The organism is Thiorhodococcus minor, from assembly GCF_010820565.1.
Taxonomy (GTDB): Bacteria; Pseudomonadota; Gammaproteobacteria; order Chromatiales; family Chromatiaceae; genus Thiorhodococcus; species Thiorhodococcus minor.
This window is the reverse complement of the sequence record NZ_JAAIJQ010000163.1, coordinates 1-4942: the sequence shown is the minus strand read 5'-3', so window position 1 is coordinate 4942 and position 4942 is coordinate 1. Positions and strand designations below refer to the sequence as shown.

At 64.4% G+C, this 4942-nt stretch carries 5 protein-coding genes; all 5 read left to right on the top strand.

Features of this window, described 5'->3' with window-relative positions:
* Positions 1-244: 244 nt before the first annotated feature.
* The 5 genes from G3446_RS25570 to G3446_RS25550 all read left to right on the top strand — a co-directional run bounded on the left by G3446_RS25570 (position 245) and on the right by G3446_RS25550 (position 4698).
* Positions 245-583: a DUF5658 family protein gene (locus G3446_RS25570; RefSeq protein ID WP_164456494.1), complete on the top strand. Its 339-nt coding sequence runs from the start codon at positions 245-247 to the stop codon at positions 581-583.
* Positions 584-1012: 429 nt separating this feature from the next.
* Positions 1013-1960: a Gfo/Idh/MocA family protein gene (locus G3446_RS25565; RefSeq protein ID WP_164456493.1), complete on the top strand. Its 948-nt coding sequence runs from the start codon at positions 1013-1015 to the stop codon at positions 1958-1960.
* A gap of 36 nt (positions 1961-1996) precedes the next feature.
* Positions 1997-2971 carry an Rpn family recombination-promoting nuclease/putative transposase gene (locus G3446_RS25560; RefSeq protein ID WP_164456492.1) on the top strand — a complete coding sequence of 325 codons (975 nt, stop codon included), beginning with the start codon at positions 1997-1999 and terminating at the stop codon, positions 2969-2971.
* A gap of 240 nt (positions 2972-3211) precedes the next feature.
* A complete protein-coding gene (locus tag G3446_RS25555) occupies positions 3212-3790 on the top strand; it encodes an acyltransferase (RefSeq protein ID WP_164456491.1) in 579 nt (192 codons plus the stop codon).
* A 5-nt stretch (positions 3791-3795) separates the two neighbouring features.
* Positions 3796-4698, top strand: coding sequence for a DUF4351 domain-containing protein (locus G3446_RS25550; RefSeq protein ID WP_164456490.1), 903 nt, complete (start codon positions 3796-3798; stop codon positions 4696-4698).
* Positions 4699-4942 lie beyond the last annotated feature (244 nt).

Here is a 4942-nt window from a genome sequence, read left to right as displayed (position 1 = left end):
CCATGCATGTTCCTTTCTGCTGGAAATCCTCTCTCTAAGCTTATGTTCTGATTTGGAATTTAGTGGGGATACCTCAGGGTACGTCCCCTATTTCCACCCGTCCCCTATTTCCACCAACGCTCCCTGTTCTACGCTGGCCGTTCCGCCCATTCCACCCGCCGCCGTGGGAGCGTCGCCCCGGCGCGACCGAAGCCCGCGCACCGCCCCGGCGCGGCCCCCACCCACCAAAGGCTTCACCAAACGCATGCCCAAGCCCCTCCAAGCGCCTGCGACAGACTGCCCCTGGTGGATGAAGACCGCCTTCGTCCTCATCGTCCTGCTCAACATCCTCGACGCCGCCCTCACCTGGGCGGTCGTGCGCCTCAAGAACGTCTACGAAAGCAACCCCTTGATGGCGGTCGTCCTCAAGGCCAATCCCGAGCTGTTCCTGATCGTCAAGCTATCCCTGGTCCTGCTGGGCGTGGCGCTCCTGGCCCGTTACTGCGGCCTCCGCGTCGTGCGACTCAGCGCCGTCCTGCTCGTGGTCACCTTCGGCGCCCTGATGCTCCGCCACCTTCAGATCCTGTGGCTGGTGTCCGGCTGATGGCCTTGTGGCCTCCTCCTGGCTCCCACGCTCCGGCGTGGGAGCACATGGCGACGCTCCAGCGTCGGGTCGCGCCACGGGCCGCTGGAGCGGCCGGACGGCGTTCCCACGCTGGAGCGTGGGAACGAGTGGATGCAAACCGCCCCGGAAGCAGGGGCGCTCACGTCAACCGATCGCGCCGCAGTCGATGGGTTTCACGGCCAATCGCCATCCGTGCCAAAGGTCGATGACCTGCCGTGGCCGTTCTACCCATCCTCGCTCACCGCGATGACCTTCCCGCCCGCACCCGTTCCGCTCGAGCGCCCCTTCGCACCCTCGGTACGGCCGCCAGATCACCTCGGCTTGAGATGCATCACGTTTTCCGTGGTCTCATCCTCTGTATAGTTCTCGCCCCAGGTCAGCGCACACAGCTCTCGAGAACCCGCAGAGATGGACACCAAGACATTCGCACTCATCGGGGCCGCCGGATTCGTCGCGCCCCGCCACATGAAGGCCATCAAGGACACCGAGAACCACCTCGTCGCCGCCTTGGACCCGAACGACAGCGTCGGCGTGATCGACAGCTACTTCCCGAGCGCCGATTTCTTCACCGAATTCGAGCGCTTCGACCGCCACATCGACAAGCTACGCCGCAAGGGCACGGCGATCGACTACGTCAGCATCTGCTCACCCAACTACCTGCACGACGCCCACATCCGTTTCGCCCTGCGCAATCGCGCCCACGCCATCTGCGAGAAGCCGCTCGTCCTCAACCCCTGGAACATTGAGGGACTGGCCGAGGTCGAGGCGGAGACGGACTGCAAGATCTACAACATCCTCCAATTGCGCCTGCACCCCTCGATCATCGCGCTCCGGGACCGGATCCAAGGCGCCGGAGACCAAGTACACGACGTCGAGATCACCTACATCACCTCCCGCGGCAACTGGTACCGCCAGAGCTGGAAGGGCGAGCTGTCCAAATCGGGCGGCATCGCCACCAATATCGGCGTCCATTTCTTCGACATGCTGACCTGGGTCTTCGGCAACGTCCGCTACAGCACCGTCCACCTCAACCGCGACGACTGCGCCTCCGGCCGGCTCGAGCTGGAGCGGGCGCGGGTTCGGTGGTTCCTCTCGGTCAACGCGGATCACCTGCCGGCCGCCCAGCGCGAGAAGGGCCAGCGCACCTTCCGCTCCATCACCGTCGGCGGCGAGGAAGTGGAATTCTCCGACGGCTTCATGGACCTCCATACGGACAGTTACCGACACATCCTCGCCGGAGAGGGCTACCGTCTCGACGCCGCGCGCACCGCCGTCGAGACCGTCTACCAGATCCGCAACGCCTCCGCCCAGGGGCTTCAAGGCGACTACCACCCCTTCTGCCGGCAGGCGCGCTAGACTCGCGGCATAGACGACAGCGCCCCCGAGTCCGCCATGATCGACACCAGCGCCCAGAGCGGTGAAGACACCCGCCTCACGCCTTCCCCACACGATTGCTTCTTCCGCGAGAACTTCGGGCGCCCCGCACTGGCCGAGGATTTCCTGCGGCACCACCTGCCCGCCCCGATTCTCGCCGAGATCGACCTAAGCACCCTGGCGATCGAGAAAGACTCCTACGTCACCCCGGAGCTCCGCCAGATCTACTCCGACTTGGTCTACAGCGTCGCCCATCAGGGCCGCGACGCGCGACTCGGCATCTATCTCCTCTTCGAGCACAAGAGCCAACCCGACCACTGGGTGATGCTGCAACTGCTGCGCTACATCGTCGCCAGCGGCGATGCGCATCGCAAACAGCACCCCAAGTCGCGCCACCTTCCGCCGGTCTACCCCCTCGTGCTCTATCACGGCCAAGGCGCCTGGCGCGCTCCATCCAGCTTTCACGACCTGGTGGAGCCGCTGCCCGACGCCCTCGCACCCTATGTCCCGCAGTTCCGCTACGACCTGCACGACATCTCCGTGCGCACCAGCGCCGCGATCAAAGGCACCGTGCTCACCCGGCTGGTCCTGCTGGCCCTTCGGCTCATCTATGATGACCAACCCATCGAGCGCCTGCGTGAGCTCCTCGCGCTGATCGAGCACGTCATCGACCAGCCGGGTGCCCTGGACATCCTGGAATCACTGCTGCGCTATGATGTCCAAGGCACGCGCCGGGTCGCCGAAGCCGACGTGCGCACCTTGCTCGAAGAGCGCCCGAGTGGAGACTCCATCATGCAAACCTTCATCGAAAAGTACATTGACCAAGGCGAGCAGCACGGCCGCGCCACCGTTCTCCTCCGCCAGCTCGAGCGCAAATTCGGCCCCCCGAGCGAGCCCGTACGCGCCAAGATCACGCAAGCCGACCCTGACACCCTGCTCGACTGGTCCGAGCGCATCCTCGACGCGCAGAGCTTGGACGAGGTGCTGCATTGATGGGACGACCATCCCTTCTGTCAGTCAGTCGCCGTCCATCCATGGCCTCCCGCTTTCCTGGTCTCGTCGCTCCAGCGGAGTGACCCCTGCGATGAAGCTCCGCTTCAAGAAAGGCTGGCGCGGTCAGCCGATGCGTGAAACGGAGCTTCGTCTCGCGGGTGGCGAAGCAAGAGCTTCGTCACCAGAGCCCAGATCGGGAAGCAGAAAATGGACGGCTCCTAAACAGGCCCACTGAGCGCCATGAGCGATAGCGTCCACCCGACAGCCATCATCGACACGGGTGCCCACATCGGCGACGGCACCCGCATCTGGCACTGGACGCACGTCTGCGGCGGTGCCCGCATCGGCCGGGATTGCTCGCTCGGCCAGAACGTCTTCGTCGCCAACCGCGTCCGCATCGGCGACAACGTCAAGATCCAGAACAACGTCTCCGTCTACGACGAAGTGACGCTGGAAGACGACGTCTTCTGCGGCCCCAGCATGGTCTTCACCAACGTCTACAATCCCCGCTCGGCCGTGCCGCGCAAGGACGAATACCGTCCGACGCTGGTCAAGAGAGGCGCCACCCTCGGCGCCAACTGCACCATCGTCTGCGGCGTGACCATCGGCGAGTACGCCTTCATTGGAGCGGGCTCGGTCATCACCAAGGACGTCAAGCCCTATGCGCTCATGGTCGGCGTCCCGGCGCGGCAGATCGGTTGGATGAGCGGGCATGGCGAGCGCTTGGAGCTGCCGCTGACGGGCATCGGCCGGGCCATCTGTCCAGCGAGTAGGCAGGGCTATCGGCTCCAGAATGGACAGATCGAGCGGGAGGACTGATCGGCATGGGCCACGACCAGAATTTCAAGAACCTCATCCTCGACTATCCGCGCGAGAGCATCCAATTTGCCGCCGCCGCGGAAGCGGCGGGCATCGACCGCGGCGCGCGCATCCTGCCGATCCGTCAGGAGCAGCTCCAAGAGCGCCTTGGCGAGCGTTTCCGTGAGCTCGACACCCCGCTGCTGGTAGAGTGGCCCGACGGTCGGCGCGAGGCCCTGCTGTTCGTCTTCGAGGAAGAGACCGACCCCAGCCGGTTCTCGATCCACCGCCTGGCCCATTACTGCCTCGATCTGGCCGAGCTGATCGGCACCGAGCGCGTCGTCCCAGTCGTCATCTTTCTGCATCGCGGCGGCTATCCCGAGGAACTGCGCCTTGGGGGCGACGCCCACTGCTACCTGCATTTCCGCTACCTCGCCTGGCCGCTGTTCGGGCTGCGTGCTCGGGACTATTTCGACAGTCCCAACCTGGTCGCGCGCTTGAATCTGCCGAACATGGCCTACGCACCGGAGGAGAAGCTCGAGGTCTATGCGCAGGCGGTGCGGGGTCTGCTGACGTTGGAGCCCGATCCAGAGCGGCGCCTCAAGTACCTGGATTTCATCGACATCTATGCCGAACTTGATGACAATGAACGGCAACTGTACCAACAGCGCTATTCACAGGAGGCCGATCTGATGAGCCAGTTTGCGGAGCGATTTATCGAGCAGGGTGTCCAGCGAGGCGTCCAGCAAGGCATCCAGCAAGGCGTCCAGCAGGGTGAGGCTCGGATACTCCTCCGGTTGTTGTCAGCCCGCTTCGGCGCGCTCCCACCGGGGGTCCAACAGAAAATCGAGGCGGCCGATGCGGACACCTTGCTGCACTGGTCCGAGCGCCTGCTCAGTGCTCAGACACTCGAAGACGTATTGCATTGAGCTGAGCGGGATCAAGGTCGGCAGCCTCACTCGACCCTACCGAGCAAGGACGACGACTGCCTGACGCGATCATTGGTTCCCCGCGCGCAGCACAGTGCGCGCGGGGTTTCGGTCAAAGGATGCAAGATGCGCCGATCGGGTTAACGCCTAGTTGGACGAAGCCGCTGCGCGGAGAAAGCCCATGCGGCGGCGTGGCGCTTAGAATGTAACCTCATGCCCTCGGTTGCGAGGGGCCGTTTGTTCA